The organism is Pseudomonas sp. DF11 (genome assembly GCF_058148565.1).
Genome location: NZ_JBYVYN010000010.1, coordinates 206,963 through 229,913, shown reverse-complemented (window position 1 = coordinate 229,913; position 22,951 = coordinate 206,963). Strand labels below are relative to the sequence as shown.

Genomic DNA, 22,951 nt, shown 5'->3' with positions numbered 1-22,951 from the left:
AGGATCTGTGGTGAAGATTAAACCGGGGGGGGGGTGGCAAAAAAAAGCCGGTGAGCTTGTCGCCCACCGGCCTTTTTCGCAGTGCCAAAATGCGTGTTACTGCACTTCTACCGCCAGGCTTTCACTGATCTTCTTCTGCCAGATGGCGGGACCGGTGATGTGCACCGACTCGCCTTGGCTATCGACCGCGACAGTCACCGGCATGTCCTTGACCTCGAACTCGTAGATCGCTTCCATGCCCAGTTCGGCGAACGCCAGGACCTTGGATTTCTTGATCGCCTGGGCCACCAGGTAAGCGGCACCGCCAACGGCCATCAGGTAGACAGCCTTGTTGTCCTTGATCGCTTCGATGGCAGTCGGGCCACGCTCGGATTTGCCGATCATGCCCAGCAGGCCGGTCTGCTCGAGGATCTGGCGGGTGAACTTGTCCATCCGCGTAGCCGTGGTCGGGCCGGCCGGGCCGACGACTTCGTCACCCACCGGATCGACTGGGCCGACGTAGTAGATGAAGCGACCCTTGAGGTCCACCGGCAAGGTTTCACCCTTGTTCAGCATCTCGACCATGCGCTTGTGCGCCGCGTCGCGACCGGTGAGCATCTTGCCGTTGAGCAGTACGGTTTCGCCCGGTTTCCAGCTCTGTACTTCTTCCGGGGTCAGGGTGTCGAGGTTGACGCGACGGGCCGACGGGCCGGCTTCCCAGACGATTTCCGGGTAGGCGTCCAAGGGTGGTGCTTCCAGCGACGCCGGGCCGGAACCGTCGAGCACGAAGTGGGCGTGACGAGTGGCGGCGCAGTTGGGGATCATGCACACCGGCAGGGAGGCGGCGTGGGTCGGGTAGTCCATGATCTTCACGTCGAGCACGGTGGTCAGGCCACCCAGGCCCTGGGCGCCGATACCCAGTTGGTTGACCTTCTCGAACAGCTCCAGGCGCATCTCTTCGATACGGTTCTGTGGGCCGCGTGCCTTGAGCTCGTGGATGTCGATGGACTCCATCAACACTTCCTTGGCCATGACCGCGGCTTTCTCGGCGGTGCCGCCGATGCCGATGCCGAGCATGCCCGGTGGGCACCAGCCGGCGCCCATGGTCGGAACGGTCTTCAGTACCCAGTCAACGATGGAATCGGACGGGTTGAGCATGGCCATCTTCGATTTGTTCTCGGAGCCGCCGCCCTTGGCCGCCACGTCCACTTCCACGGTGTTGCCCGGGACGATGGAGTAGTGGATGACCGCCGGGGTGTTGTCCTTGGTGTTTTTGCGTGCGCCCGCCGGGTCGGCGAGGATGGAGGCACGCAGGACGTTTTCCGGCAGGTTGTAGGCGCGACGCACGCCCTCGTTGATCATGTCGTCCAGGCTCATGGTCGCGCCATCCCAACGTACGTCCATGCCCACGCGCACGAACACGGTCACGATGCCGGTGTCCTGGCAGATCGGCCGATGGCCGGTGGCGCACATGCGCGAGTTGATCAGGATCTGCGCCATGGAGTCACGGGCCGCCGGCGATTCTTCGCGCAGGTAGGCTTCGTGCATCGCCTGGATGAAATCCACGGGGTGGTAGTAGGAAATGAACTGCAAGGCGTCGGCAACGCTCTGTATCAGGTCATCTTGCTTGATCACGGTCATGAGTCGCGCTCCTCTCTAAAGACGGGAACATTCAATAAGGTGCCGGCCGCTTGGGTGCATCGGTCGACGGGCGGCACCTCTATAAGGCACGCCGGGCATGCTGGCGCGACGCTAAAAAGGCGCGGCAGTATATCGCAGGCCGGCCCCCTGTGGGAGCGAGCTGCCTTTGTGGCGAAGGGATTTATCTGTGGCGAGGGGATTTATCCCCGTTGGGCTGCGCAGCAGCCCTGAAAACCAGTCACCTCGGTGTGTCAGGTTGTTCGCCTTCAGGCATTTTGGGGCTGCTTCGCAGCCCAGCGGGGATAAATCCCCTCGCCACAGGGTCACCTGCCCGCATCAAACAACTGCGTCAATCTAGGCCATTGCTTTGACGCCATTTTTCTGCTCCAGAATTGAATGGTCATTTGTCCTACACGCCACTAAAGTGGCGTCTGGCCTGTAGCGTAGGACGCCTCCTGTCAGTTTCCTTTCCCATGGTGAGTCAACGATTGACCCATAACGCCATTCAACGTCTTTTGCTGAAACGCTTCGCTTTGGCGGCCGCAACTTACGCGCTGGCATTGGTGTTGTTGTGGTTGGCATTTTTCAGTGGTCATTACCTCGATTCGTTGCGCGGTGTCATCATCGGCAGCGTGTTGGTCGTGCTGTGCCAGGCCGGGTTGTTCACGCTGTTTATCACCGACCGCAACCTGCGCTTCGCCGACCCCAGCCTGACCGAAATACAGGTGTTGATCGGTCTTGGCTGGCAGACCTGGATGATGGCGCACCTGGACCAGGCCCGCGGCGTGTTCCTGGTGTTCTATGTGCTGATCCTGCTGTTCGGGCTGTTCCATCTGTCGCGTCGGGCCTTTGTGCGCTGCGCGTCGCTGGTGTTCATCAGTTTTACCGCGATTACCCTCTGGGACGGGTACTTCTTCAGGCTTCCCGATCTCACCTTGGCCGGGTTGCAGGTGGCCGTGCTGTTTCTCGTGCTGGTGTGGCTGGTGTTTTATGCCCGCTATGTCCAGACCTCACGCCAGCGCATGCGCCAGCGGCGGTTTGCCTTGCAGGCGCACCAGGACACCTTGCGCGGGATGATGCGCCAGCTCGAAGACCTGGTGGCCACCGATGAACTGACCGGGCTGTTCAACCGCCGGCACTTCCTGCGCCTCGCTTCCCGTGAACTCAATACCCTCCGGCCTGGCGTCGCCCATGGCCTGGCCCTGATCGACCTCGACCATTTCAAACGCATCAACGACCTGCACGGCCACGCCGCTGGCGACCAGGTGCTCCAGGCGTTTGCCGCGGTCGCCACGGCGTGCCTGCGCGAAGGCGATGTGCTGGCCCGCTATGGCGGGGAGGAATTCGTCATGCTGCTGCCTGCCTGCGATCCGTCGCGCCTGACGGCCTGTTGCGAGCGGCTGCGGCTGGCGTTCACTGAAGTCGAGCTGATCGGTCTGCAGGTCGGTGCCCTCAGCCTGTCGGCGGGCATGACGATGCTGGAAATGGGCGATGACCTGGACAGCGCGTTGCAGCGTGCCGACCAGGCCCTGTACCGTGCCAAGCGAGATGGCCGCAATCGTTGTGCCGCCGCCTGGGAGAACGTCGATGCCTGAACTGACAGTCGCCGGTCGGCAATGGACGGTGGAAGCGGGCAGTAACCTGCTGGATGCGTTGAACGGAGCCGGTGTGCCGGTGCCCTACAGTTGTCGCGCTGGTAGCTGCCATGCGTGCCTGGTGCAGTGCGTGGGCGGCGATGTACGCGACAGCCGGCCCGACGCCCTGAGCCCGGAGCAGCGCGACCAGGGGTGGCGGCTGGCCTGCCAATGCCAGGTGGTCGAGGATGTGCAGATCCACACCTTCGACCCGCAACGCGACGGCCAGGCCGCCCGCGTGGCGGCGGTGGATTGGCTGGGCGGCGAGGTGCTGCGCTTGCGCGTCATCCCCGAGCGGCCGTTGCGGTATCGGGCCGGGCAGCATTTGGTGCTGTGGGCCGGCGACGTAGCCCGGCCGTATTCCCTGGCGAGCCTGCCCGAGGAGGACCGCTTCCTGGAATTCCATCTCGATTGCCGTGAGCCGGGGCAATTCATCGATGCGGCCAGGCAGATGAAGGCCGGCGACCCGATCCGCCTTGGCGAGCTGCGTGGCGGTGCCCTGCATTACGACCCCGACTGGCACGACAGGCCGCTGTGGCTGCTCGCTGCCGGCACCGGCCTGGCACCGCTGTTCGGTCTTCTGCGCGAAGCCTTGCGCCAGCATCACCAAGGCGCGATTCGCCTTATTCACGTGGCCCATGATGCCGCCGGGCATTACCTGGCCAAACCCTTGGCGGCGCTGGCGGCCAAGCATCAGAACCTCTCGGTGGAGCTGCTGACCGCGGCCGAGGCGCCGCCTGCCTTGGCGCAACTGCGGCTTGTTTCCCGGCAAACCCAAGCCTTACTCTGCGGCCATCCCGACCGGGTCGAGGCCTTCGCCAAACGCTTGTACCTGGCTGGCCTGCCGCGCAATCAACTGCTGGCCGACGTCTTCCTGCCCCGTGGTTGAGCGCTGATTTCCAGACGCGAGACCGACCATGACCGAAACCCTGCTGCTGGACCGTGAACACGGTTTGCTGACCGTGCGGCTGAACCGTCCGGACAAGAAAAACGCCCTGACCCGGGCCATGTACAGCCAATTGGCCCAAGCCCTGGCGGTGGCCGATACCGACCCGCATATTCGCGCTGTGTTGCTCACCGGCTCCAGCGACTGCTTCACCGCCGGCAACGACATTATCGACTTCCTCGAACAGCCGCCGAACGACCTCGATAACCCGGTGTTCCAGTTCATGCTCAGCCTGCTCGATTGCCGCAAACCGGTAATCGCCGCCGTGGCCGGACCGGCGGTAGGCATCGGCACCACATTGCTGCTGCATTGCGACCTGGTCTACGTCAGCCGGGATGCCCGATTGCGCATGCCGTTCGTCAACCTGGGACTGTGCCCTGAGTTTGGCTCCAGCCTGATCCTGCCGCGGCTGCTGGGCCAGGCCAGGGCCGCGCAACTGTTGCTGTTGGGCGAGGGTTTCAGTGGTGAGCAGGCGGTCGCGTGGGGCATCGCCAGCGAGGCGTTGGACAGTGGCGAGGCGGCATTGGCCAAGGCCCGGGAGGTGGCGTTGCGTTTCGAATCGCTGCCGCCTGAAGCGGTGCGCATCAGTAAGCAACTGATGAAAGCGCCGGATAGGGAGCAATTGCGTAAGGTGATTGAAGAAGAGGGCCGGCTATTCACCCAACGCCTGCGCTCGCCCGAGGCGGTGGCGGCGTTGTCGGGGTTTATCAACAGGCATTGAGCTTTGTAGTGCCTGGCCGGCCCTATCGCGAGCAGGCTCGCTCCCACAAGGTTTTCCGGGTGCTTACAAATCCATATCCGCCACCAATCCCTGTGGGAGCGGGCTTGCTCGCGAAAGCGGTGGGTCAGCTTGCATCAATGTTGAATGTACCAACGCCTTCGCGAGCAAGCCCGTTCCCACAGGGGATCTGCGATGTGAATGAACTTGCGTCCAACACCCACTGTGGGAGCGAGCCTGCTCGCGATGAGGCCAGTCCAGGCAACACATTTATCAGAAGGCAAAAACCAAAAAGCCCCGCCATTCACATGGCAGGGCTTTGTTTTTCAGCGCTTGGTCACTCAGACCATCGGGTCGCCAACATGGAGGATTTTCATCCCGTTGGTGCCGCCGATGGTGTGGTAGCTGTCGCCTTTGGTCAGGATCACCCAGTCACCGGTCTGTACCACGCCACGCTTGACCAGCTCATCCACCGCCGCCTGGCTGACTTCGCCCGGTTGCAGGGCGGCTGGGTCGAACGGCACGGTGTAGACGCCACGGAACATGGCGGCGCGGGCCTGGGTTTCGCGGTGCGGGGAGAACGCGTAGATCGGCACCGAGGAACGGATACGCGACATGATCAGCGGCGTGTAGCCACTTTCGGTCAGGGCGATGATCGCCTTCACGCCCGGGAAGTGGTTGGCGGTGTACATCGTCGCCAGGGCGATGCTCTCGTCGCAACGCTCGAAGGTCTTGCCGATGCGGTGGCTGGAAGTCTTGCTGGTCGGGTGCTTTTCAGCGCCGATGCAGATACGTGCCATGGCTTGCACCGCTTCGAGCGGGTACAGGCCGGCGGCGCTTTCGGCCGAGAGCATCACGGCGTCGGTGTAGTCCAGCACGGCGTTGGCTACGTCGGACACTTCGGCGCGGGTCGGCATCGGGTTCTGGATCATCGACTCCATCATCTGGGTCGCGACGATCACCGCTTTGTTGTGGCGGCGTGCATGCAGAATGATTTTCTTCTGGATGCCCACCAGCTCGGCGTCGCCGATTTCCACGCCCAGGTCGCCACGGGCCACCATCACAGCGTCGGACGCCTTGATCAGGCCATCGAGGGTTTCATCGTCGGCCACCGCTTCGGCGCGTTCGATCTTGGCCACCAGCCAGGCAGTGCCGCCGGCTTCGTCGCGCAGTTGACGGGCGTATTCCATATCAGCGGCGTCACGCGGGAAGGACACGGCCAGGTAGTCGACTTCCATTTCCGCGGCCAGCTTGATGTCGGCCTTGTCTTTGTCGGTCAAGGCCGGTGCCGTCAGGCCACCACCGCGACGGTTGATGCCTTTGTGGTCCGACAGCGGGCCGCCGATGGTCACGATGCAGTTCAGTTCGGTGGCGGTGGCGGTTTCGACGCGCATCACCACGCGACCGTCATCGAGCAGCAACTCGTCGCCCACGCCGCAGTCCTTGACCAGGTCCGGGTAATCGATACCCACCACTTGCTGGTTGCCCTCGGTCAGCGGATGGCTGGTGGAGAAGGTGAACTTGTCACCGATCTTCAGCTCGATGCGCTTGTTGGCGAATTTGGCGATACGGATCTTCGGGCCTTGCAGGTCACCCAGCAGGGCAACGAAGCGGCCGTGCTTGGCGGCGAGGTCGCGCACCAGCTTGGCACGGGCCTTGTGCTCGTCGGGGGTGCCGTGCGAGAAATTCAGACGGGCAACGTCCAGGCCAGCCAGAATCAGCTGTTCGAGAACTTCCGGCGAATTACTGGCCGGGCCAAGGGTAGCGACGATTTTGGTGCGACGGACGGACATGCAAGACTCCTCAAGTTCAAGCGCCAGCGAAGGCTACTATGCTCTTTGGGTGTAGTCATTGTTCATATGCACTACTTTTTCGTTTGTTTTTCGAAATGAACATTCCTGAAAATTTTTGCGCCTTGGATGAGCGTTAAAGTACAGCTTGCTGGTGTGGTGGATGATCTGTGGGAGCATAGCTTGCTCGCGATGGCGATCTTGAGTGCGTCATCGCGGGCAAGCCTTGCTCCCACAAGAATTCATTCACATCCTATTCCTTCGCAGATGAGCATCCCTTGTAACCAGAAGGACAGCGCCCGACTCAGTTTCATACTGAAGAATTTCTTGCCCAAGTCGATACAGAGCTCAAGACAGGAGAACCTCCCATGCGATTCGTGCTTTTTGTTGCCCTGGCCCTGAGCGTCACGGGCTGCACCCGTTGGTCGATGAACCATCACATGAACCTGGCCTACAAGGCCTATGAGCGCGGCAATTGCGAGCAGGTCATGCTCGAGCTGTCCCAGGTCGACCGCGCCAGCCGTGCCCGCCGCTATATGCAGCCGGAAGTCTCGATGCTGCGTGGCCAGTGCCTGGAGCGGCAGAAGCTGTTCGTCGATGCGGCGCAGACCTACCAGTTCATCATCACGCAATACCCTAACAGCGAATACGCCTTCCGTGCCCGGGCCCGGCTCGAGACCCTGCAGAGCCTGGGCCATTATCCGACCCGCAGCGCATCGGCGATCCGCCCGACGGCGTCCTGACAGCCCTCCCAAGCCATGGCCGGGGGCGATCCCTGGCCACCAGAGCAACGTATATTTTGTTTATGAAAGGTTTGCGGATGTACTGGCCGCCACACAGCCTTGAGCTATATTTGTACAAATCGTCATTAGAGCTGGGTCTCTAACTTCAAGCGGCACCTGTGACCGGCAGCAGTAGGGCCAAGACGCTTGTAAGCGTCTGGCACCGGGATCGGGGAGAGCGAGCTGGCGTTTGCTCGTTCCGAAGTATTCGGTTGCCCCTGTTTGGGGTCGTCCAAAAAGCGATACAAGACATGTACAAAAAACGGCGAATCGAGCGGCAGCAGCTGCCGTATTTTTTGAGAGTGTTTAATGAAGTCAACGGCAAGCCCATCGGTTTTCTGGGCAATGTTTCTGCAGATGGTCTGATGCTGATCAGCCATTTGCCGTTGATGGTCGGCGCGGACTTTGACTTGCACCTGAAAATCCCCGCCGATGAGGGACCGCAGCAGAACATTGTGCTCCGAGCCAATTGCCTGTGGTGCCGTGAAGATGTGACGCCGCAGCATTTCGACGCCGGTTTCAGCCTGCAGTCTGCACCGCCGGAGTACGCGCAACTGGTCAGTGCGTTGCGGCAGTATTTCAGTTTTCATTCGTTGCCGGCATCGGCCTGAGCCCCGACGCCTTTTAGTGGGGATACCACCCTGTGGGAGCGAGCCTGCTCGCGATGGCGCACTTGAAATCGCCATCGCGAGCAGGCTCGCTCCCACAGGTGTTTCACAGTTTCTAAATATTATTCAGTTGCCAGTGCCGGTGCGGTTCTCAGCGCTGAATCTTCGCTTCGTTATCCAGCAGCCGTTCCAGCAACAACACCCCCATCTCGCCCATCTGGTGAATCGCCAGGGCCAGGTTGCGCGGGGCGCCTTCGAGGTCTTCCGATAAATCCAGGATCAGCGTGCTCACCGAGCAGAAGGTTTCGTAGCTGTGGGCAAGCATGCCTTCGGGGTCGGCGTCGGGGGCGACGATGAAGTAGTCCAGTTGTTTGTCGGTTTTCTTGTCGGGTTGGCCGTGGTTGGGCTTGAGGTAGTAGTCCAGGGCTCTTTGGGCGGCTTCGTCGAGCTTTTCGGAGTCGAGGGTTTCGTGGGGGGATAGCGGGTCGGTGTGGGGCGGGTTAGGTGTAGCTTTGAACATGATTAGGTCTCCTTAATGGGCCACCAACCGGTTCGCGACTAAACGAATGTAGGGTGGCGGCTGGACGCAGGTTAGTCGACCGGCGGAGACACGAAATCCGGCGCGCCCGAGGGCGCCCTGCGTACAGCCACCATCAAGTAAGGGATAGGGAAACCCCACTGGATGACGCTTGTGCACATCGTGTCGAACCGCCGGGCGACTAAACCCGATCACTGGATATCAGCGATGCGAATCAAGTTACGGGGCAGAACCAAGGCGCACAAGCCGGCGGATTCTGGCGGATCTGTAGTCCGTTGCGCAAGGCGCTGTAGTTAGCCGGACCTTTGCTGGCTCGCTGTAGGACCTAGGCGGTCCCGGCCTTTTTCCAGGCCAGGTATTGGGTCACCAGGTCCGCGCCTAACTCACTGGGGCGCGAGTCCAGGGCCGGGACGCCGTGGGCGGCCAGCTGCTTGTGCAGCTCGGCCCGGGCGTTCAAATAGTCCACCGTCCCGCAGTAGGCCAGGGCCTCGGGCACGGTTTGCACGGGTTCCTGGCGCAAGCGGTCGAGGGCCTCTTCCCGCAGGCTGGCCACCAACACCCGATGCTGTTGGCCCAGACGTTTCACCGCGGCGAGCAGGTCCGCGTCGTCCTCATCCCGCAGGTTGGTCACCAGCACCACCAGCGCCCGGCGTTTTTGCCGGGCCAGCAGTTGAGTCACGGCCGCCTGGTAATCGGCGGGGCGTTGGCTGCTGTCGAGGTCGTACACGGTGTTGAGCAGGACGTTGAGTTGGCCCGTGCCTTTGACCGGGGCGAGGTAGCGGGTTTGCTCGCTGGCGAAAGTGCTCAGGCCCACGGCATCGCCCTGGCGCAGTGCGGTGTAGCTGAGCAGCAGGCAGGCGTTGAGGGCGTGGTCGAAGTGCGACAACTCGCCGTCCTGGCTGCGCATGCGCCGGCCGCAATCGAGCATGAAGATGATCTGCTGGTCGCGTTCGTCTTCGTACTCCCGGGCAATCGGCGTGCGATGACGGGCGGTGGCCTTCCAGTCGATCTGGCGCAGGCTGTCGCCCTCGCGAAATTCGCGCAGTTGATGAAATTCCTGCCCCTGGCCGCGCCGTTGCCGCTGGCGAATGCCGAGCTGGCTGAGCCAGTTGTCCACCGCCAATAGCTGGCCTTCGTAGAGCCTGGCAAAATCCGGGTAGACCCGAGTCTCATCGACCACGTCCAGCCGGCGCTTGCCGGTCCACAGGCCCAATGGGCTCGGCAGGTTGGTTTCGCACTGGGCGAAGGTGAAGTGGCCGCGCTTGAGCGGGCGCACGCGGTAGCCGACCTGGCTGTGCTGGCCGGGTTGAAGCTCGACCGACAGCGGCAGGTTTTCGAAGTCCAGGCCCTGGGGGATGTGGTCGAACATTTCGATGCTCAAGGGCTGGGCGAATTCATGCTGGATTTGCAGGTGCACTTCGCTCCAGCGCCCCAGGGCCAGGCTTCCCGGCATCTGTCGTTGCACCCGGGGCGAGGGCAAGCGCCTGAGGCGCGCCGCGTCGAGTATGGCCAGGACCAACAGGGCCAGCAGCAAGCCCCAGTTGATCGACAGTAACGTCGATGGCACCGCGATGCCCAATGCCCGCAGTGCGCCGAGCGCGATACTCACGGCCAGCAACAGGGCGAGCCAGGTCAGTAGCAGGCGTGAGGGTTTCATCGCAACATTCCCTTTGGAGGAAATGCAGAGCGAGCTTTTGTGCAGAGGGGACTCATGTGGGAGCAAAGCTTGCTCGCGAAACAGGCACCTCGATTTCTGCGAGACCGCGTCGCTTCCATCGCGGGCAAGCCTTGCTCCCACATAAATCCCCTTATCATGCTGGTGTTATTCACAACCGCGGCGCCGGCACTTGATCGAGCAGTTGCCCCAGCACCTGGTCCACCGTCAGCCCTTCGATGTCCAGCTCCGGCGCCAGTCGCACCCGATGGCGCAGCACGGCCAGGGCGCAGCCCTTGATGTCATCCGGCACGACGAACTCGCCGCCGCGCAACAACGCCCGTGCCCGGGCGCAACGCACCAGGGCAATCGAGGCACGCGGGCCGGCGCCGAGGGTCAAGCCCGGCCAACTGCGGGTGGTGCGGGCCAGGCGCACGGCGTAGTCGAGCACCTGGTCGTCCATCGGCAGATCGCTGGCGATGCGTTGCAGCGCTTGCACGTCCTTGGCTTGCAACACCGTGCGCAACGGCTGCACGTCGAGCATGTCGGCGCGGGTCGAGCGACTGACCTGGCGCACCATGTCCAGCTCCTGGTCGGCGTCGGGGTAGTCCATGCGCACCTTGAGCATGAAGCGGTCGAGCTCGGCTTCCGGCAGCGGGTAGGTGCCTTCCTGTTCGATGGGGTTCTGGGTGGCGAGGACCATGAACGGCTGGCTGATGGGCAGGGCCCGGCCTTCGAGGGTGACCTGGCGTTCCTGCATGGCTTCGAGCAGCGCGGCCTGGGTCTTGGCCGGTGCGCGGTTGATCTCGTCGGCCAGCAGCAGGTTGGTGAACACCGGGCCTTTGCGCAGCTTGAACTGCTCGGTCTGCAAGTCGTACACCGCGTGCCCGGTGACGTCGCTGGGCATCAGGTCGGGGGTGAACTGGATGCGTGCGAACTCGCCGTTGAAACAGCGAGCCAGGGCCCGCACCAGCAAGGTCTTGCCCAACCCGGGAACACCTTCGAGCAGCACGTGCCCGCCGGCGATCAGTGCTGTGAGCACATCGTCGATCACTGCGCCTTGGCCGACCACTGCCTTGTGCAACTCGGTGCGAATGGCCTGGGCCAACTGACTGGCGCGCTGGCGCTGTTGGGCGGCATGGGCCTGGGCGTCGACAGGTTCGTTCTGTTCAGTCATAAGGCATTCCTGAGAGTTTGCAAATGGGCGACCTGGCGGCAGAACTCTGCGCTGGACATACGCTGTTTCGGTCGTGGGCTCAACGCCTGGCTGATGGCTCGGGTGGGTTGCCGGGTCAGGCGGGCGAGGACCTGCCATTGTTCGGCGACGGCCAGTTGTTCGAAGCCTGGATGAAGGTAGCGCGCCCGGCGCAGCAGGTCTTGTTGCAAGGCGTGCAACAAGTGTTGCTGGCCGTTGTGGCGAAGGTGGAAACCGGCGCTGGCCTGCACGTGTTCTTCCAACTGACGCCGCGCCTTGGGGGCCGGTTGTTGCAGCGGGCCATGACGCACCGCCGAACGCCAGAACCACAGGGCAATCAAGGCGAGTAGCGCCACCAGCGCCTGGGGGAAGTAGCGCAGCAGCAGGGTCAGCAGGTTGTCGTGGTCGGTGTTGTACAGCAGCGTGACGTCGGTGTCGGCACTCAAATACCAGAGCAACCAGGCGTTGTCGTACTGCTCGATGTTCTCGTTCTTCCACAGCTCGGCGTCGGTAATCACGGTGATCGAGCCCAGGCCGAGGTTCAGTTGCATCATGTGGGTCGACAACGCGCTGTTGGCCCAGGCCTGGGCCAGGTTATGCGGGTCTTCGAGGTGAAAGTCGGTGTCGAAGCCGACATACGCCGGCGCCTCTTCGTCCTCCAGGTAGAGCTTGGTCAGCTCGGGATAACGGTCCTTGATCAGTTCGGGCGCCGGCTCCTTGAGGTCCTTGCTCAACAGTTGATGCAGGCGCACGCGGTCGAGCAGCAAGTCGCCGCTGCTACCGGTGGTCTCGTCCCACAAGGCTTCGGCAACGAAGAGCAAGCGCCCGCCGGCCCGGGTCCAGTTCATCAACTGTTCGACCTCCCGTGGCGTCATGTGGGTTCGCTCGCCCAGCAATAGCAGGCTGTGCTGGCGAGGCTCCAGGGTGGGCAGTACGTTCAGGTTGTTGGCGTGCTCGACGTTGATACCCTGCTGGCGCAGGAAAAGCTCGGCGGCCAGGTAAGGATTGGCCTGGGCTTGCGGGGAGGGGCCGTGCTCGATGGTTTCCTCGTAGGGGACGGCCTTGGCGTAGAGATAGAAGGCCAATGCGCCCACCAGCGCGGCCAGCACGGCGCCGATCAGCCAGCCTGCGTGCCGACTCATCGGGCCGCTCCCGGACCGAACAGTCCGCGCCAGCCGTCACACAGTTCCTGTTGCAGGTGTGCCGGCGGAGGGCGATGCCCGTAGGCAATGTTCTGCCAATGCAAGGTCAGGTTTTTGCTGAAGCCCAGCAGGTTTTCCTGCTTGAGCTGTTCGACGCGTTGCAGCACCTGGCCTTCGGTGTCGGCCGGTTTCAGGGGGATCTTGAAGTCGTGATGCAATCGGCTGAGCAGCGCCCGGTACAACAGGCCCAGGGCTTCACGGGGCTCTGTGGCCCACAGTTGTTCGACGCTGGCGGCCACGTCGGCGGGCAGGCTCTCTTCGCGAATATCCAGGCCGAACATGCGAGCAGGTGCGGCTCGCTCTACCGGCAGTGGCTGCGTGGGGCGGCGATTGCCCAGGGTCTTGAATCTTTCACGGTAACGCCAGGCCAGCCAGACGATCGCCCCCACCAGGCAGGCCCACAGCACCACTTGGATCAGTGCCGCGGCGATGTCGAAGCGTTGGCTGCCGAGCCATTTGAACAGGGCCTTGAGCCAGCTCTGTTGGGCCTCGGTTTCGGTCTCGGTCTCGGTGGATTCGGCGGTTTCTTCGCCGAAACGGTAACGGGTGACGGTCTCCGGGTTCTTGAATGGCGGGGCGTCGAGGATCGCCTTGATGCCGTCCCGGGAGGCTTCGCTGGTGAGGGGCTGGTTGAGCAGTCGTGGGCTGTCGGGGCCGCTGCTGTCCTCGGCGGCAAACGCCGGGGGCGCCAGCGGCAGCAGCATGAGTGCCATCAGCATCAACACCGGGGCCACGCCGTTCAGGCGCTGGCGCAGGCGCCGGAACACCAGCTCGATGTCCCATGCTTCGAGGATCGTGCGTCGGTTCAGGTAGAGGCTGAAGCCGCAGGCGACATACACCGGCTCCCACAGGATCAGCAGCAGCGGGTAGAGGAAGTTGACCAGGTGTTCGAACCACAACCAATCCTGCTCGGCCGCTGACACCAGCATCTCCCAGTCCCATTGCAGTTCGACTTGTTGCGGCACGAACAGATAGAACAAAGCCATGAGGCCGAACCACAGGGCGGTTTCCAGGTGCACGCCGATGATGGTCAACCATTGCGCCGCGCCGCGGTTGCGTTGCAGCAATACCCGCAAGCGCTGCGCCCGTGCTTCGCCGGAAAGCCCCTCGAGTTGCACCACCGGCATCAGGAAACTGCGGCTCAGGCTCAGCCTGCGCCAGGTCAGGCTGGCCAGCAACTGGGGCTTGAGCAGCGCCGGCCACTGGCGCAAGGCCTGCCTCAAGGTGGGGGTTTCGCCGAACAGCGCCTTGGACAGGATGTACAGCGGCAGACGCTCAAAGGCCGGCTTCAACCACCAGAACAGCATCACCACCAGCGAAGGTGAATCCCACAGCAGCAGGGTCAGCAACACGTACACCGGCAGCGTGATGATCGCCCAGCTGGTCATCAGCAGGCGTCGATGCTGCTGGCTCATCAGCACGCCCAGGTCCATGGCTTCCCAGGTGGTGCGGGGGCGGATGACGACGGTGGCGTCACTCAGGCGCATGGTGCACTCGTCCGGCAAACGACAGATAACTGATTACCAACAGCCACAACAAGGCGCCCACCGTGTATTTGGTGGCGGGTGTCACGGCGCTGGAAGACCAGTAGGCCTCGATGAACGCGGCAATCAGCAGGAACAGCATCACGCCGCCGATCATCAGCACGCTTTTGCCCGCGGCGAGCCGCAAGGCCTCGCCCCGGGTCAGGCGCCCCGGCGCGATCAAGGCCCAGCCCAATTGCAGGCCCGCGGCCCCGGCCAGGGCGATGGCGGTGAGTTCGAAGGCGCCGTGGCCGATCACGAACGACCAGAACGTTCCCCCGGAGCCGATCTGGGTCAGGTGCCCGGCCACCGCGCCGATGGTCAGCCCATTGAAAAACAGGAAGAACGCGCTGCCCAGCCCAAACATCAAGCCACTGGCAAAGGTCTGAAAGGCAATGCCGATGTTGTGCATGATGTAGTAGCCGAACATGACCCAGTCCTCGCTGGCGGCCCGTTCGACCGAGCGACCCAGGTGCCCGGAGGCCGGGTCATACATGCTGCGGATCTGGCTGATTTCGTCGGCGCCGAGCACGCTGTAGACCAGTTCCGGGAACAGATAGACCAGTAGCCCGATGCCGACCAGGCTGCCCAGGAACATCAGGCTGGCAGCCAGCACGAATCGCCATTGTTCACGCACCAGGCGGGGGAAACCAACCAGGATAAAGGCCGAGAGGCTGGCCGATGGCCGGCTGCGGTCCCGGTAGAGTTGCTGGTGACCGCGCAGCGCCAGTTGTTGCAACGTGTCGACCAGCAAGCTGCTGTAGCCCCGGGCCTGGGCCAGTGCCAAGTGATGGCAAAGCCGTCGGTAGGTGGCAGGGAAGTCGCTGCTCTGGGGCACGCTGCGGCTGCGCTCCAGTTGGTCAAGTTGCCGGGACAGCTGCGCCCATTCCCCTTGGTAACGGCTTTCGAACAGGCTTTGTTTCATGTTGGCCCCAACAAGCCGCGGGCGACGCCATTGAGTTCGGCGACGGCGTGCGGCACCTGGACGTTCAGTGGCGCGGCCAGGATGGCCGCCAGCTCGTTGACCCGCGCCTGGGACAGTTCTGCCTGGCGTTCGGCGAAGCCCAGCACCGCGCGTTGTTCCTGCAGGCTCAGGGTGAAAGGCGTTCGTATCGGGGCCGCCATTGGCAATGCGGGGCGTTTGACCGGCTGCTCGCGATACACCACCAGCGTGCCGGCCGCGAGGTCGCCCAGGCGCTTGAATGCCGGGTGTTGCAGGCAACTGATGGCGCCGAAGGTGTAGCCGAAGGGCAGCATGTCGACGAAACGCAGGAGGTTGCGGATCAACGACGCCGACCAACCGATGGGCCGACCGTCGTCCTGTACCACGCGCAGGCCCATGATCTGTTTGCCGGGAGAGCGCCCCTGGTTGAGCACCTCGAACAGCACCATGTACCACCAACTGACGACAAACAGCAGGATCGATCCCAGGCCGATCCCCAGCTCGCCGAAAAACGCCAGCACCAGGAAGAAAAGCCCCAGGACCAACCCGCGTATGCCCAGGTCGATGGCGAAGGCGATTGCACGCGGCATCAATCCCGCCGGGCGCAGCGGCAGGTCGATGCCTTCGGGCGTTTCAACCTGATAGCGCGTGTCCAGGGGCGCGGGCAGCGTCGCGTTCCTTTGCAGTGCTGGTGTCTCGAGCATGGGCAACCTGTGATGGGCCAGACCGAATGTTCAATCTCGGCCCAGATGCTAGCAGTCTTCGTGCGGGCAAACGATACAACTGTGTATGTCATTTCATGGTTAGCAACGGAATTGAGAGGGCGAGCACTGTCTGTTCCTGACCTACCGCCATCGCGAGCAGGCTCGCTCCCATAGGGGGTGGTGGGCAGTGCATTCGAGGGCGCCATAGATTAACTGTGGGAGCGAGCCTGCTCGCGATGAGGGCGTTACATTCAACATCAATACAAGCTGACCCACCGCCATCGCGAGCAGGCTCGCTCCCACAAGGGGGTGGTGGCCCCGCGCATTGGCATTCAAAAGTTACACGACTGCTGGTCGCCGGCGGGTTCGAGCGCCTAGACTTCGCCAGTCTTCAGTTCAGGAACAGCCCGTGACTTCCATTTTCTGGTACGACTACGAAACCACCGGCATCAACCCGCGTTGCGACCGGCCCTTGCAGGTGGCGGGTATCCGTACCGATTTCGAGCTCAATGAAATCGACGAGCCGGTGAACCTGTATTGCCGGCCCAGCGACGACATCCTGCCCCATCCGGCAGCCTGTGCGATTACCGGTATCACCCCGGCATGCCTGGCCGAGAAAGGCTTGAGCGAAGCCGATTTCATGACCCGTGTCCACGGGCAACTGGCAGCCCCCGGCACCTGTGGCGCCGGCTACAACACCCTGCGCTTCGACGATGAAATGACCCGCTACAGCCTCTATCGGAATTTCTTCGACCCGTACGCGCGGGAATGGCAGGGCGGCAACAGTCGCTGGGACCTGATCGATGTGGTGCGCGCCGCTTACGCGCTGCGCCCCGATGGCATTGTCTGGCCGCAAGAGGACGGTCGCGTGACCCTCAAGCTCGAGCGCCTGACCGCCGCCAATGGCATCGATCATGGCCAGGCCCACGACGCATTGTCGGACGTGCGCGCGACCATCGCCCTGGCGCGCCTGATCCGGCAGAAGCAGCCCAGGCTCTACGATTGGTTGTTCCAGTTGCGCAGTAAACAGAAGGTGATGGACCAGATCCGCCTGTTGCAGCCCATGGTGCATATTTCCGGTCGCTTCTCGGCGGCGCGCAACTACATCGGTGTGGTCTTGCCGCTGGCCTGGCATCCGAAAAACCGCAACGCCCTGATTGTCTGCGACCTGCACCTGGACTCCCAGGGCCTGCTGGAACTCGATGCCGACAGCCTGCGCCAGCGTTTGTATACCCGCCGGGAAGCATTGCTCGAAGGTGAGTTGCCGGTGCCGCTCAAGCTTATCCATATCAACAAATGTCCGGTGGTCGCGCCGTTGTCGGTGCTGCGTGCCGAGGATCAGCAGCGACTGGAGCTGGACATGGAGGGCTATCAGCAGCGGGCGTTGCAGCTAACTGACGCACAGGAAGTTTGGCAGGATAAACTTCAGGCTATTTATGCTCGCGAGGATTTCACCGCCAGCGAGGATCCCGAGCAACAGTTATACGCGGGCTTTTTGGGCGATCGTGATCGGCGTTTATGTGAACAAGTGCGCATGGCTGATCCGGCGCAATTGGCTCAAGAACGCTGGCCGTTCGATGATGAGCGTTTGCCGGAACTATTGTTCCGATATCGCGCACGCAACTTTCCGGACACGTTGAATCCCGAAGAGCAGGGGCGTTGGAGACTTTTCTGCCAACAACGTCTGTCATCTCCGGAATGGGGGGCGCCTAATACCTTGGAAAGTTTTGATGAGGCGATGGCAGAGTGGATGACGCTGTCTACGCCAATGCAGCAAGAAGTACTCGTGCAATGGCAGGGCTATAGCCAGCAATTGCGCAAACGTTTAAGCCTTGAGCCGCGATGAAGTAAAAAATGGCAGGCATAAAAAAACGCCAGCAATCGCTGGCGTTTTTTTGTTCGCAAAGAATGGTGCGAAGCGGTAAGGCTTAGCCCAGCAGGGTTGCCCAGCCTTCAACCACGTCACCGCCCCACTTGGCTTTCCACTCTTTCAGAGTCTTGTGGTTGCCACCTTTGGTTTCGATGACTTCACCGTTGTGCGGGTTCTTGTATTGCTTAACTTTGCGAGCGCGTTTGGTGCCGGTAGTTTTGACGGCGCCACGCGGTGCTTTGCTCGATTTGGCTTCTGGATCCAGCAGGGCAATGATGTCGCGCAGCGACTTGGAGTATTCGCCCATCAGAGTGCGCAGTTTGCCTTCGAATTCAAGCTCGGTTTGCAGTTTGTCGTCTTGGGACAGGTTTTTCAGGCGAGCTTGCAGTTCTTTGATGGCTTCTTCTGTGGCACGGTATTCATTGATCAAGGACATGTGGACTACCTTATGTAGGACGCGGGTGACAAGGAGACAGTGCGACAATAGTAATCAGACAGTTTCATCAAGTAAACATTTAACCGGTGTTTTATTTAATTAATTAGTGCCGCGCCACAAAAATGCCTGTTGCAGTTAAATACCGCGCCAGATGCCTTCACATCTGTTCACACATATAGCCTGCTTGCCCAGGCCGCGCAGGTCGTGGCCTGGGGCCGTCGCTGAGAAGGTGGCGTGTCATCGATACTGCAGTTTTGCCGCGCAATGGCTAGAATGGCCGCCTTTGCGAAGTTCTGGAGTTTCCCTAATGCGCACTTTTCGTCTGGTGATTGCTTGCCCGGACCGCGTCGGTATCGTTGCTAAAGTCAGTAACTTTCTGGCGTCCCATAACGGCTGGATCACCGAAGCGAGCCATCACTCGGACAATCAAAGTGGTTGGTTTTTCATGCGTCACGAGATTCGTGCCGACTCGCTGCCCTTCGGTATCGAAGCCTTTCGTGAAGCATTCGCCCCCATTGCCGAAGAGTTCTCGATGGACTGGCGTATCACCGACACCGCGCAGAAAAAACGCGTGGTGCTGATGGCCAGCCGTGAATCTCACTGCCTGGCCGACCTGCTGCACCGCTGGCACAGCGATGAGCTCGATTGCGACATCGCCTGTGTGATTTCCAACCATGACGACTTGCGCAGCATGGTGGAATGGCACGGCATCCCGTACTACCACGTACCGGTCAACCCGCAGGACAAGCAGCCGGCGTTCGCCGAGGTCTCGCGGCTGGTCAAGCAGCACGATGCCGAGGTGGTGGTGCTGGCGCGCTACATGCAAATCCTGCCGCCAGCCTTGTGCAGCGAATACGCCCATAAGGTCATCAACATCCATCACAGCTTCCTGCCGTCGTTCGTCGGTGCCAAGCCGTACCACCAGGCGTCGATGCGCGGTGTGAAGCTGATTGGCGCCACCTGCCACTACGTGACCGAAGAGCTGGACGCCGGCCCGATCATCGAACAGGACGTGGTGCGCGTCAGCCATAGCGACAGCATCGAAGACATGGTGCGTTTCGGCCGTGACGTAGAGAAAATGGTGTTGGCCCGTGGCCTGCGTTATCACCTGGAAGACCGGGTGCTGGTGCACGGCAACAAGACCGTGGTCTTCTGACTACACTGCAAAGGGCCTGGACGAGCGATCGCCAGGCCTTTTTACTAAAGAACAACGATGTCCCTGTGGCGAGGGGATTTAGCGAAACGTCGCACCGCCCCGTTGGGTTGCGCAGCAACCCTAAAGCAGCGAGCTCAATCTTCCTGGCATACCGTTGCCTGGATTGGGGCCGCTTCGCAGCCCAACGGGGCGGTGCGACGTTTCGCTAAATCCCCTCGCCACAGGGACTCATACGGTTCAAGGGAGACGCTTGCGCCATGACCGATCCATTGGACAAAGCCACTTCCAAAGCGCCGGCGACCCTGGGCGAGGGCTGCCTCAGCCGCTATGACCCCGACGCCTTGGGCCCGGAGGACGGCACCGAGTTTCCCGATGCCGCGCAATTGTGGGAGCAGTTGCATCCACAGGACGAGGCCGAACAGAAACCGTGACCGGTCAGGCTTGTCGGAGCCTGATCAGTTTCTTGATCAACGGTCGCCCGACCATCAGGAAGAACACCGGCCCACCGGCCACCAGATAAAAGTAATAGGTCACCGCCCGCCAGATCAGAATCGCCGCCGCCGCGGTGGATTTGCCCACCATGGGCGCCAGCAGCGCCGCCGAGGTCAACTCTGCGGCCCCGGCACCGCCCGGCAACAGGCTGAACTGCCCCGCGCTCAAGGACAGCATCTGGATCAGGAAACACCAGGCCCACTGCAAATCCGCCCCCAGCCCCCTCAATGCCAGGTACAACACGCTGTAGCGCAGCGCCCAATGCAGGCACGTCAGGCCGAAGACCTGGAACAGTGTCTGTCGTGGCAACTTCAAGGTGTCGGTGAACGCCGCCAGAAAGCTCAGGATCTTGCGTGCCCAGCGTCGGCGGGTGAGGGGCTTCACACGCAAGTGACGCAGCAATCGAGCGCCCAGCAGAATCAGCTTGCGGTGATAACGGGCCACCAGTACGCAGCCGAACAGCCCGCCGAACAATGAAATCGCGCTCAACACCAGCATCCATTCCATGCGCTGGCTGAGGTTCTGGAACAGCGCGTAAAACAGAATGCCCACCAGGGCGCAGAGGAAGAACAGCAAGTCGCTCAACTGATCCATGGCAAACACCGCGCTGCCATGGGCTGGGCGCACGCCGTTGCGCGCCAGCAGGGCCATCAGCGTCAATGGGCCGCCACTGCCTCCGGGCGTCGCGCACATGGCGAACTCAGTGGACATCACCACGCCGACGCTTTTCAGTCCGCCGATGCGACCACGATGTTCCCCCAGCAACAGACGCAGGCGCACGGAGTTCAAGCCCCAACACAGTACGATCATGCCGAGCATGGCCAGCAGCAGCGACAAGGGAAAACGCTGCACCCGCGACCACATTTCCCCGCCGCCCACCAGCAGCGGAACCAGTAACGCCGTGAGCAGCGCGGCGCCCAGCCAGATCAACCGCTTCATGCAGCGCTGCGGGCCCGCAGCCCCTGGGTCGCGAGCCAGTCGACCTTGGTCATCGGCACGCGACCGTCGTTGAGCAGGCGTTCGAGGGTGCGCAGCCAATAGTCCCGGGAAAACGTGTGGCGCATGTCCACCGGGTGCAGGCCCAGGCGAATTACCGGTGCCTGGCGCCAGCGTTGTTCACGCTGGTCGCTGATGACTTTCGACAGGCCACGGCGCCAGGCGCTGCGGGCACTCCAGACCAGCCCTGGCGCGTCGATGGCGGTGAAGTCGGGCAAGCGATAAAGGTGTTGGGTGTCGCTGGTGTAGCTCAGCGGCAACTGACGCAAGGCCTGGCGCGTGCCTTCGCTCATCAGCCAGGCCGGGGCGACGAAACCTTCCAGCGGCCAGTGGTAGCGCTCAAAGGTTTCGATACCGGCGCGCAGGCGCGCGAGGGCCTGCGCCTCGGACAAATGGTAGAACTCCCCCTCATGGGTATAGACCCGGCGCATGAACCAGTCCTTGGGATGAAGGGCGACAGGGCCGTCGTCGCAATGGTAATAGCCATGCAACACCAGTTCGTCGCCGCGCTCGACCCGGCTGTCGAGCAGGCGCCGAAAGCCGGGGTGAGCCTCCAGGTCATTGGTGCGGTGAAAGTCCGGCACCACCAGCCAGGTCATCGGCACCTGGCCGAGGGCGTCAACGGCCTCGACGAAGGGCTGGTAGTCGGGCCAGGTTTGCGGCGCTACGTCGTGCAGCACCAATAGCACGCTGGGCGGTTGATTCATCGACACGGACCTCGCCTCAACCATTGGCCAGCAGCGGCATCTGTTCGCCGAGCACGGCGTAGTAATGCCCCAGCAAGCTGTTGACCACGGAGTCCCAGGCGTAACGGCGCTCCACATGCTGACGCGCCAGAACCCCACGGCGTTGGCAGCCTTCGGAGAAAAGCTGCCGCACGGCGTTGGCCATGGCCTGCGGGTTGTTGGGCGTGCACAGCAGGCCGCAGTCTTCATGGACGATTTCAGTGAAGGCCCCGGCCGCCACCGCCACCACGGGAATACCGCTGGCCATGGCTTCGAGGATCACCAGGCCGAAGGTCTCCTGGTCGCCAGCGTGCAACAGGGCGTCGGCGCTGGCCATGAGCCGGGCGACTTGTGGCGCCGGGCAGAACTCATCGATCACCGTGACGTTGTCCGGCACCAGGGCGGGCATCGAGGAGCCCACCAACAACAGGTGGTAGCGCTCGCCCAGGCGTTTCATGCACTTGAGCAGCACCGGCAGGTTCTTTTCCTTGGAGCCACGACCGGCGAAAATCAGCAGGCGCGTGTCTTCGGCGATACCCAGTTCGGCCCGCAGCTCCGGGTCGCGGGCGGCCGGGTTGAAGGTCTGCAGGTCGACGCCCAGCGGTTGCACGTAGACATTCTTGACCCCCAGCCCGGTCAGTTTGTCGGCCATGACCTGGCTGGGTGCCAGGACCCGGTCGAAATTGCCGTACAACTTGCTGACGTAGGCTTCGATGTTGGGGGTGAACCAGTTGCCCATGCGGTTGCTCACCAACAGTGGCAGGTCGGAGTGATAAAAGCCGATAACGGGCACGTCGAGCTGGCGCCGCGCGTCCAGGGCCGCCCATGCGGTGAGGTAGGGGTCGCCGACTTCAATCAGATCCGGCTGCAGATCACGCAGTACATTGCGCCAGGGGGCCAGGCGAAGTGGGAAACGATAGCCCTTGCCGAAAGGCAGGGCGGGGGCCGGAACCTTGTAGATCCCATCGTGCTCGCTCAAATGCGCGCCGGGGATCAATAGGCTGTGGCGAATCCCGGGTCGATCGCCCAGGCGTCGGTGCTTGGCATCCAGATAAGTGCGCACGCCTCCGCTGGCGGGGGCGTAGAACATGGTGATGTCCGCTATGTGCACGATGAACGTCCCTCCGGTCTGTGTTCTCCTGTGTTGACCTTTAGTAAGAATAGATGTTCGGTTGGGGTTGTGGTGACGTCGCTGCGTTGCAGATTCCTGTGGCGAGGGGATTTATCCCCGCTGGGCTGCGAAGCCGCCCCAAAACCATGCAACTCGGTGCGCCAGGATGAAGTGCGCTGCTTTAGGGCTGCTGCGCAGCCCAGCGAGGATAAATCCCCTCGCCACATAGGTCCGGCCAGATACAGTGTTGGCTGTGCATTCAAGCCTTAATGCGCCAGGCGTGCTTTTATATAAGCGTGCAAAATGGC

The 22,951-nt window shown here is 62.2% G+C and carries 21 protein-coding genes; 8 read left to right on the top strand and 13 right to left on the bottom strand.

The window, feature by feature from the left end:
- Window positions 1–96: 96 nt before the first annotated feature.
- Entirely contained in the window at window positions 97–1,620 is a 1,524-nt protein-coding gene (locus AC30D9_RS25585) for a fumarate hydratase (protein ID WP_134925599.1), read from the bottom strand.
- A 488-nt stretch (window positions 1,621–2,108) separates the two neighbouring features.
- Here AC30D9_RS25585 and AC30D9_RS25580 point away from each other — a divergent pair, with 488 nt between their 5' ends.
- The 3 genes from AC30D9_RS25580 to AC30D9_RS25570 are packed head-to-tail and all read left to right on the top strand — an operon-like array spanning window position 2,109 to window position 4,921.
- Window positions 2,109–3,215, top strand: coding sequence for a GGDEF domain-containing protein (locus AC30D9_RS25580; RefSeq protein WP_490145106.1), 1,107 nt, complete (start codon window positions 2,109–2,111; stop codon window positions 3,213–3,215).
- Window positions 3,208–4,143 (top strand): iron-sulfur-binding ferredoxin reductase, encoded by a 936-nt coding sequence (locus AC30D9_RS25575; RefSeq protein WP_134925597.1) that lies wholly within the window; start codon window positions 3,208–3,210, stop codon window positions 4,141–4,143. The genes AC30D9_RS25580 and AC30D9_RS25575 overlap by 8 nt, the downstream gene beginning before the upstream one ends.
- 28 nt (window positions 4,144–4,171) lie before the next feature.
- Complete coding sequence (locus tag AC30D9_RS25570; protein ID WP_134925596.1) at window positions 4,172–4,921, top strand: enoyl-CoA hydratase; 750 nt, start codon at window positions 4,172–4,174, stop codon at window positions 4,919–4,921.
- Between the two features lie 338 nt (window positions 4,922–5,259).
- On the opposite strand, the gene pyk is transcribed toward AC30D9_RS25570, so the two are convergent.
- On the bottom strand, window positions 5,260–6,711 hold the full coding sequence (gene pyk / locus AC30D9_RS25565; RefSeq protein ID WP_109753778.1) for a pyruvate kinase: 1,452 nt from the start codon (window positions 6,709–6,711) through the stop codon (window positions 5,260–5,262).
- A 365-nt stretch (window positions 6,712–7,076) separates the two neighbouring features.
- Between pyk and AC30D9_RS25560 the strand changes: the two genes are divergently transcribed.
- Together AC30D9_RS25560 and AC30D9_RS25555 are read left to right on the top strand one after the other, a co-directional pair.
- Complete coding sequence (locus AC30D9_RS25560) at window positions 7,077–7,451, top strand: tetratricopeptide repeat protein (RefSeq protein WP_109753779.1); 375 nt, start codon at window positions 7,077–7,079, stop codon at window positions 7,449–7,451.
- Between the two features lie 290 nt (window positions 7,452–7,741).
- Entirely contained in the window at window positions 7,742–8,101 is a 360-nt protein-coding gene (locus tag AC30D9_RS25555) for a PilZ domain-containing protein (protein WP_109753780.1), read from the top strand.
- A 148-nt stretch (window positions 8,102–8,249) separates the two neighbouring features.
- Here AC30D9_RS25555 and AC30D9_RS25550 read toward each other — a convergent pair whose 3' ends face one another.
- The 7 genes from AC30D9_RS25550 to AC30D9_RS25520 all read right to left on the bottom strand — a co-directional run bounded on the left by AC30D9_RS25550 (window position 8,250) and on the right by AC30D9_RS25520 (window position 15,857).
- Window positions 8,250–8,618, bottom strand: a complete 369-nt coding sequence (locus tag AC30D9_RS25550) for a DUF6124 family protein (protein ID WP_305485402.1) — start codon at window positions 8,616–8,618, stop codon at window positions 8,250–8,252.
- 343 nt (window positions 8,619–8,961) lie between these two features.
- Window positions 8,962–10,293, bottom strand: a complete 1,332-nt coding sequence (locus AC30D9_RS25545; RefSeq protein ID WP_109753782.1) for a DUF58 domain-containing protein — start codon at window positions 10,291–10,293, stop codon at window positions 8,962–8,964.
- Window positions 10,294–10,462: 169 nt separating this feature from the next.
- Window positions 10,463–11,467, bottom strand: a complete 1,005-nt coding sequence (locus AC30D9_RS25540; protein WP_490145105.1) for an AAA family ATPase — start codon at window positions 11,465–11,467, stop codon at window positions 10,463–10,465.
- Window positions 11,464–12,627 (bottom strand): DUF4350 domain-containing protein, encoded by a 1,164-nt coding sequence (locus tag AC30D9_RS25535; protein ID WP_109753784.1) that lies wholly within the window; start codon window positions 12,625–12,627, stop codon window positions 11,464–11,466. Before AC30D9_RS25535 ends, AC30D9_RS25540 begins: the two co-directional genes overlap by 4 nt.
- Window positions 12,624–14,174 carry a DUF4129 domain-containing protein gene (locus AC30D9_RS25530; RefSeq protein WP_490145104.1) on the bottom strand — a complete coding sequence of 517 codons (1,551 nt, stop codon included), beginning with the start codon at window positions 14,172–14,174 and terminating at the stop codon, window positions 12,624–12,626. The genes AC30D9_RS25535 and AC30D9_RS25530 overlap by 4 nt, the downstream gene beginning before the upstream one ends.
- Window positions 14,161–15,135 carry a stage II sporulation protein M gene (locus AC30D9_RS25525; protein ID WP_490145103.1) on the bottom strand — a complete coding sequence of 325 codons (975 nt, stop codon included), beginning with the start codon at window positions 15,133–15,135 and terminating at the stop codon, window positions 14,161–14,163. Before AC30D9_RS25525 ends, AC30D9_RS25530 begins: the two co-directional genes overlap by 14 nt.
- A complete protein-coding gene (locus AC30D9_RS25520; protein ID WP_109753787.1) occupies window positions 15,132–15,857 on the bottom strand; it encodes an RDD family protein in 726 nt (241 codons plus the stop codon). The genes AC30D9_RS25525 and AC30D9_RS25520 overlap by 4 nt, the downstream gene beginning before the upstream one ends.
- 409 nt (window positions 15,858–16,266) lie before the next feature.
- Between AC30D9_RS25520 and sbcB the strand changes: the two genes are divergently transcribed.
- Window positions 16,267–17,703, top strand: a complete 1,437-nt coding sequence (gene sbcB / locus AC30D9_RS25515; protein WP_307575582.1) for an exodeoxyribonuclease I — start codon at window positions 16,267–16,269, stop codon at window positions 17,701–17,703.
- Window positions 17,704–17,785: 82 nt separating this feature from the next.
- Here the strand turns inward: sbcB and mvaT are convergent, their stop codons facing one another.
- Window positions 17,786–18,163, bottom strand: coding sequence for a histone-like nucleoid-structuring protein MvaT (mvaT, locus tag AC30D9_RS25510; RefSeq protein ID WP_003205091.1), 378 nt, complete (start codon window positions 18,161–18,163; stop codon window positions 17,786–17,788).
- 307 nt (window positions 18,164–18,470) lie between these two features.
- Between mvaT and purU the strand changes: the two genes are divergently transcribed.
- Window positions 18,471–19,319 carry a formyltetrahydrofolate deformylase gene (gene purU / locus AC30D9_RS25505; protein WP_003178545.1) on the top strand — a complete coding sequence of 283 codons (849 nt, stop codon included), beginning with the start codon at window positions 18,471–18,473 and terminating at the stop codon, window positions 19,317–19,319.
- 257 nt (window positions 19,320–19,576) lie between these two features.
- The gene (locus AC30D9_RS25500; RefSeq protein ID WP_167659350.1) at window positions 19,577–19,750 is read left to right on the top strand and encodes a hypothetical protein; all 174 of its coding nucleotides are present in this window, start codon (window positions 19,577–19,579) and stop codon (window positions 19,748–19,750) included.
- 4 nt (window positions 19,751–19,754) lie between these two features.
- Here the strand turns inward: AC30D9_RS25500 and gpgF are convergent, their stop codons facing one another.
- The 3 genes from gpgF to gpgS are packed head-to-tail and all read right to left on the bottom strand — an operon-like array spanning window position 19,755 to window position 22,643.
- Window positions 19,755–20,750: a glucosaminyl phosphatidylglycerol flippase gene (gene gpgF, locus AC30D9_RS25495; protein WP_307575577.1), complete on the bottom strand. Its 996-nt coding sequence runs from the start codon at window positions 20,748–20,750 to the stop codon at window positions 19,755–19,757.
- Entirely contained in the window at window positions 20,747–21,514 is a 768-nt protein-coding gene (gpgD, locus tag AC30D9_RS25490) for an N-acetylglucosaminyl phosphatidylglycerol deacetylase (protein WP_307575575.1), read from the bottom strand. Before gpgD ends, gpgF begins: the two co-directional genes overlap by 4 nt.
- A 16-nt stretch (window positions 21,515–21,530) precedes the next feature.
- The gene (gene gpgS, locus AC30D9_RS25485; RefSeq protein WP_167659349.1) at window positions 21,531–22,643 is read right to left on the bottom strand and encodes an N-acetylglucosaminyl phosphatidylglycerol synthase; all 1,113 of its coding nucleotides are present in this window, start codon (window positions 22,641–22,643) and stop codon (window positions 21,531–21,533) included.
- Window positions 22,644–22,951 lie beyond the last annotated feature (308 nt).

Excerpts from the sequence above, each read along its gene's own strand:
- AC30D9_RS25585 (WP_134925599.1), bottom strand. The coding sequence starts at position 1,620 with ATGACCGTGATCAAGCAAGATGACCTGATACAGAGCGTTGCCGACGCC.
- pyk (WP_109753778.1), bottom strand. The coding sequence starts at position 6,711 with ATGTCCGTCCGTCGCACCAAAATCGTCGCTACCCTTGGCCCGGCCAGT.
- purU (WP_003178545.1), top strand. The coding sequence starts at position 18,471 with ATGCGCACTTTTCGTCTGGTGATTGCTTGCCCGGACCGCGTCGGTATC.
- AC30D9_RS25555 (WP_109753780.1), top strand. The coding sequence starts at position 7,742 with ATGTACAAAAAACGGCGAATCGAGCGGCAGCAGCTGCCGTATTTTTTG.
- gpgF (WP_307575577.1), bottom strand. The coding sequence starts at position 20,750 with ATGAAGCGGTTGATCTGGCTGGGCGCCGCGCTGCTCACGGCGTTACTG.
- AC30D9_RS25535 (WP_109753784.1), bottom strand. The coding sequence starts at position 12,627 with ATGAGTCGGCACGCAGGCTGGCTGATCGGCGCCGTGCTGGCCGCGCTG.
- AC30D9_RS25520 (WP_109753787.1), bottom strand. The coding sequence starts at position 15,857 with ATGCTCGAGACACCAGCACTGCAAAGGAACGCGACGCTGCCCGCGCCC.
- AC30D9_RS25550 (WP_305485402.1), bottom strand. The coding sequence starts at position 8,618 with ATGTTCAAAGCTACACCTAACCCGCCCCACACCGACCCGCTATCCCCC.
- AC30D9_RS25540 (WP_490145105.1), bottom strand. The coding sequence starts at position 11,467 with ATGACTGAACAGAACGAACCTGTCGACGCCCAGGCCCATGCCGCCCAA.
- AC30D9_RS25525 (WP_490145103.1), bottom strand. The coding sequence starts at position 15,135 with ATGAAACAAAGCCTGTTCGAAAGCCGTTACCAAGGGGAATGGGCGCAG.
- mvaT (WP_003205091.1), bottom strand. The coding sequence starts at position 18,163 with ATGTCCTTGATCAATGAATACCGTGCCACAGAAGAAGCCATCAAAGAA.
- AC30D9_RS25560 (WP_109753779.1), top strand. The coding sequence starts at position 7,077 with ATGCGATTCGTGCTTTTTGTTGCCCTGGCCCTGAGCGTCACGGGCTGC.
- AC30D9_RS25500 (WP_167659350.1), top strand. The coding sequence starts at position 19,577 with ATGACCGATCCATTGGACAAAGCCACTTCCAAAGCGCCGGCGACCCTG.
- gpgD (WP_307575575.1), bottom strand. The coding sequence starts at position 21,514 with ATGAATCAACCGCCCAGCGTGCTATTGGTGCTGCACGACGTAGCGCCG.
- AC30D9_RS25530 (WP_490145104.1), bottom strand. The coding sequence starts at position 14,174 with ATGCGCCTGAGTGACGCCACCGTCGTCATCCGCCCCCGCACCACCTGG.
- AC30D9_RS25545 (WP_109753782.1), bottom strand. The coding sequence starts at position 10,293 with ATGAAACCCTCACGCCTGCTACTGACCTGGCTCGCCCTGTTGCTGGCC.
- AC30D9_RS25570 (WP_134925596.1), top strand. The coding sequence starts at position 4,172 with ATGACCGAAACCCTGCTGCTGGACCGTGAACACGGTTTGCTGACCGTG.
- AC30D9_RS25575 (WP_134925597.1), top strand. The coding sequence starts at position 3,208 with ATGCCTGAACTGACAGTCGCCGGTCGGCAATGGACGGTGGAAGCGGGC.